The organism is Natrarchaeobius oligotrophus (assembly GCF_003841465.1).
Taxonomy (GTDB): domain Archaea; phylum Halobacteriota; class Halobacteria; order Halobacteriales; family Natrialbaceae; genus Natrarchaeobius; species Natrarchaeobius oligotrophus.
Map to the genome: position 1 here is coordinate 1 of NZ_REFZ01000046.1, position 4,493 is coordinate 4,493.

Annotated in this window: 5 protein-coding genes; 3 read left to right on the forward strand and 2 right to left on the reverse strand. The window is 51.6% G+C overall.

From position 1 onward, the window contains the following. Positions 1-287: 287 nt before the first annotated feature. Together EA472_RS21660 and EA472_RS21665 are read left to right on the forward strand one after the other, a co-directional pair. A complete protein-coding gene (locus EA472_RS21660; RefSeq protein ID WP_124193528.1) occupies positions 288-551 on the forward strand; it encodes a hypothetical protein in 264 nt (87 codons plus the stop codon). Positions 552-725: 174 nt separating this feature from the next. After that, on the forward strand, positions 726-1,013 hold the full coding sequence (locus tag EA472_RS21665; RefSeq protein ID WP_124193529.1) for a PadR family transcriptional regulator: 288 nt from the start codon (positions 726-728) through the stop codon (positions 1,011-1,013). A gap of 116 nt (positions 1,014-1,129) precedes the next feature. On the opposite strand, the gene EA472_RS21670 is transcribed toward EA472_RS21665, so the two are convergent. Both EA472_RS21670 and EA472_RS21675 read right to left on the reverse strand, forming a co-directional pair. Then, positions 1,130-1,804, reverse strand: a complete 675-nt coding sequence (locus EA472_RS21670; protein ID WP_124193530.1) for a hypothetical protein — start codon at positions 1,802-1,804, stop codon at positions 1,130-1,132. Continuing rightward, a complete protein-coding gene (locus EA472_RS21675) occupies positions 1,801-2,595 on the reverse strand; it encodes a ParA family protein (RefSeq protein WP_124193531.1) in 795 nt (264 codons plus the stop codon). Before EA472_RS21675 ends, EA472_RS21670 begins: the two co-directional genes overlap by 4 nt. Positions 2,596-4,168: 1,573 nt before the next feature. Here EA472_RS21675 and EA472_RS21680 point away from each other — a divergent pair. Beyond that, positions 4,169-4,493, forward strand: a 325-nt coding sequence (locus EA472_RS21680; protein WP_133306992.1) for an IS1/IS1595 family N-terminal zinc-binding domain-containing protein, incomplete at its 3' end; no start/stop codon positions are given.

Below are 4,493 nucleotides of genomic sequence, written 5' to 3' on the forward strand. Positions count from 1 at the left end.
GAGCAACTGCTCGATCTCTGCCGGTGATTTACCTTGTCGGTACAGCAGCGCACACGTGAGGCGTTTGATCGCCTTCGCATCAGTTTCCGTGCGCAGTTGCTGGCGCAACTGCTCCTCATCAACATCACCCAACTTTCCGCCCCACGTCGTCATGGGACTCTCTACGCGTCCAGAAGATATGAACTAGCCTACTGATCCCTATCATTACTCAGCGAAGCCAGCTCGACTTCCACAAGGGGAGGTATTCTTAAGCAACTCGATATTGAAGAATCCAGTACGAAGTCGAGATGAACGACAGCACTGATCCACGACTGCCGCTTTCAGAGTGGATTCTGGACGCGTATGATGTCCTTTGCACGCACAGTTTCTATTCGGACAATCGTGAAGATGCACAGTCGGTTCCTCGAGAGCAAGCACTCGAGATCCTTCTTAGAACTAATGAATTGACCCTTGAGCCTGAAGACGCAAACTATGCGCTCAGCCGGCTACTTGAGCGAGGCTACTTCTACGAGGTCGATGATGAACTCCGTGTGACGGCACCGGAAAAGTGACCTCGGTTGCAGTCTGAGACTTACTGTTCACCTCACGCGTATGTGTATAGTAGCTTCATGAGCATAAGTATCTAAAGAAGGAATTCTCAATAGAGAGATTGTTGAAATAAGGTGATCATGCTCAATCGTCCTTATCACTAGTATTTTTAAATATAGATGAACATGGAGTCTTATATGTACGATTTGACCGGGTTCCAGCGTGACCTGTTGTATGTTGTTGCTGGTCTCGACGAACCACACGGTCTGGCAATCAAAGACGATCTTGAAAATTACTACGAAAAAGAGATTCACCATGGCCGGCTCTATCCCAATTTGGATACTCTGGTTGAGAAAGGTCTTATCGAGAAGGGGGAGGCCGACCGTCGTACTAACGTGTACTCAACAACACGACGAGGAATCCGCGAAATTGAAGCCCGACGCGACTGGGAGCAAGAATTCGTTGGCGACTTCTTCGCTGAGTAGCACCAAAGTCCCCGTTTCCAATGTCCTGACATTACCAGTTGTTGGCGGTACGCATTCTGTTTCAGATTAGGTGCTGAAAATGAAATGTCTACGTTGCAAAATCAATGGAAACAGCGCTACCCACTCTCGATCGGCAACTCGAGATCGACCACGACGTTTCGGAACTCGTCAGGGTCCATCTCCGCGACCGCATTGATCCCGTGGATTGCGACAACTGGATAGTAGTGTTTGTTCTTCTTGGGCTTCCACTCGAGGTCGCGACCGCACTCGTAGACGAGACGATCGAACTCGTCGTCGAATCGCTTGTTGATCGATGGCGGGATGTACATGTAGCGGCCGGTCCACTCCTCTTTCACATTCAGTTCGTCAGTCTCATCGCTTTCGGCCTGTTTGTCCGTCTTAGCAGATTCGACGACTTCCATGTTCTCGGCTTTTTCATCACGTTCAGCGGGTTCAGCCGATACTGATTGTTCGGATGGTTCTGAGGGTTGTGCCGCCCGATTAGCTTGTGAAGGTTCAGAGGGTTTGGAACGTTTGGAACGTTCAGAGGATTTTTCACTCTTTCCATCTTGTGAGAATTTAGAACCTTTGGAACGTTTGGAACCTTCGGACAGTTCGTCGCTCTGTGACTGGTTTGAACCTTCGGACAGTTCGTCGTTCTCGTCGTTTTGTGAGGAGTTGGTATCTTCAAATGGTTCGTCGTTCTTGTCGGCTTCATCTGCTTCAGTCGGTCCAAAGCGCCTCGAGAGCCGATCAGATAATTCGTCGCCCTTTGCGTCCCGATCGGTCATTCGGGTTCACCTCGAGCCTCGCTCTCGAAGTGGGCGGCGAGTTGGGTAAGCTCATCCTCCATGTCACACTCTTCGTCAGAGCCGAAAATCGATCCGCCATTGTTCCAGGCACGTTTGATCGCTGCTCGGTTCCGAACCTCAAAAACGGGAATATACTCGCTGAAATTCTCTTCGAACCACTCGAGCATACTTTTCTGCTCACCATCGAGTGGATAGTCGACGTTCGACACCACGATCGCCTGCTCGCTGATCGTAACGTCCTCAAAGTTCGCCTCGAGCGTATCGACCTGCTTAAACAGCAAATCCAGTGCCCGAATGCTCGTATCTTCAGCTTCGGCGGGGATCAACAGGTTCTCGCATGCAAGCAGTGCGTTATCGGTCAACAGTCCCAGTGATGGCGGACAGTCGACGACAATAAAATCGTAGCCGGTAACGCCGTCGAGAAGCGTTTTGAGTCGTTTCCGACCCTGCATCATCGAGACGAGCTCTTGTTCGAGATTGAACATATCGATGTTTGCAGGGAGGACATCGAACTCGGGATGATCGATCACGAGGTCGTTGACGTCGATCTGCGACGGGTCCTTGAGTGCATCGTACAGACTCGGTGGCTGTTCGGTATAACACTCGTCGAGTCCCGCGCCGCTTGTCAGATATCCCTGTGGATCGAGATCGACGAGCAGCACACCGTTCCCGCGGTCTGCGAGTGCACCTGCGGTGTTCAGCGCAACAGTCGACTTGCCGACGCCGCCTTTCTGGTTGCTTACAGCGAGTCGGTACGGTTGATCTTGCATAGCTGTCTGTGAGTGTCAAACTCGACAAACTGTCTTAATCGTTTTGACGCCATAAACGAGTTGTGAAGGTTTGGAACGTTTGGAACAAATGGTGCTCAATCGTGCCACCCCATTAATGTGAGCCAATTGGCTTGACGGGGGCGAGGTCCCTGGTACGATCACTAAATTACCAGTATTATAATGTTTGTTTCAAAGACAGAAGACATTCGTTGACGCCGATCACTACCACTCCGCCCGGGGAAAGCTCACTACGGTGCACATAATCCTCGAGACAATGCGTTGTGAGTACCGTCTCGAGAACGGTGATCGCTGTGACGGGCCGCCTTCTTACGAGATGTGTGTCGTCTGCGTCTCGACTGGCGATCGCAGAACCCACTATTTCTGTGAAGATCACTCTGCTCAGAGCGTCGCAGAACTTTCACGGGATTCGAACAGAACTATTCGTTCTGTGCAGCCTCATCCATTCGAGCTGGGCGAGTAACGTCTTCAACATCCACCCAAATCATGTGGAGTGTAGGTTATTTCCACTCCAAACGATAGTTCTAGCTAAGATCATGATTCAAAACCCCACCTTCCTGGATGTAGGGCCTAAGCACTCACTTCGGTTCCAAACTGGCCACCACCGCTCACTTCCGCTCGGGGCGGCCAATTCTTACGCTGCCCGACCAAAGTTTTCGATACATACGCTGGGGTTTCACGCTTAAGGACAACGATCGGTGTGGCGAACCAACCACCACAGAGGCGTGCATCGATCGCATTTCGAGTGGCTCTCGCGGGATGTTCTACTACTACGGTGAACCGCTTATCAGCGCATCGAAGAACCCGAGTCCCACTCAGACTGAATCGTGCGCTGGCTACGGTCCCGGAGCGTTGGATTTTCCGGTTGAGACCCTACAGGCGTTGGCGGTATTCTTTTTCCCGGTTTGGGAATAGACCTTGCTGCGGTCGCAGTCCTTGTATCACGTCGGCATCGGGATTGAAGGCCCCGATGCCGTTCCTGCTTCCAGATGAACGAATGATAGTATCGACAACGACATTCAGATTCCAAGGGACATAACCGTTGGATATATAACGCTCAAATCCAACGTACGAGTGAGGTCCTGATTCAGAAATCCCCCCAACTGCTGATCGTGGACCTTACCACTACCTTTCCAACCGGGTAGCGTGTTCAGGGGCACATCCCCTCACCCCTACCCCCATTCTCCAGATCTCGTTCACTGGAGAGACGGTGTCTGACGTCCGATTCTGGGCGTTTCATTTCTAACGATAGAGCTCCCGTTTCGTATAGCCACATGCAATTTATGAATTGGGATATTGCACCGTACCACACCCGAGACTCCCGAATTCGACCAAATCAGACGTCTCAATATCCACTTGTCTAAAACTCTATTTAATCGAGTGGCTTCACGCATCCCGATACTGTACCTCACACACGAATGTTTGGAACGCTGACCCAATGAGCTTCATCCTAGGGAAATACCATCGACGCTCTTCGGAAGCAGATTGTTGGTCGAACAGAGCTGGCGCTGTGAAAGCATAGCGGGCAAGGGTGATGCTGACGCATCACCCGACTATGTTCCCAGTTGAAGTTTTTCGCTCAGAGGCGAGCGCCGCGAACCTGCTGGAGCAGGTTCGCTGGCGCGAGGGCCTCCAGTGCCCGAGCTGCCAGTCTGAATCGGTGATCAAGTACGGCAGCTATCGAGAGTATCAGCGGTATCGCTGTAAAAATTGTGGACGCACGTTCAACGACAAGACCGGCACGATCTTCGCGCACGCGAAGATCGGCCTCGAGAAGCTGTTGTTCGCGTTCTACTCGTTGCTCCGGTTCAACACGAGTATCCGTCAGTTAGATGCTGAACTTGATGTCTCGTATCGATCGCTTCACCGGCGCGTCGAGC

What these genes read in the sequence shown, in the direction of transcription:
- EA472_RS21665 (WP_124193529.1), top strand. Translation starts at nt 726, where the DNA reads ATGTACGATTTGACCGGGTTCCAGCGTGACCTGTTGTATGTTGTTGCT.
- EA472_RS21660 (WP_124193528.1), top strand. Translation starts at nt 288, where the DNA reads ATGAACGACAGCACTGATCCACGACTGCCGCTTTCAGAGTGGATTCTG.
- EA472_RS21670 (WP_124193530.1), bottom strand. Translation starts at nt 1,804, where the DNA reads ATGACCGATCGGGACGCAAAGGGCGACGAATTATCTGATCGGCTCTCG.
- EA472_RS21675 (WP_124193531.1), bottom strand. Translation starts at nt 2,595, where the DNA reads ATGCAAGATCAACCGTACCGACTCGCTGTAAGCAACCAGAAAGGCGGC.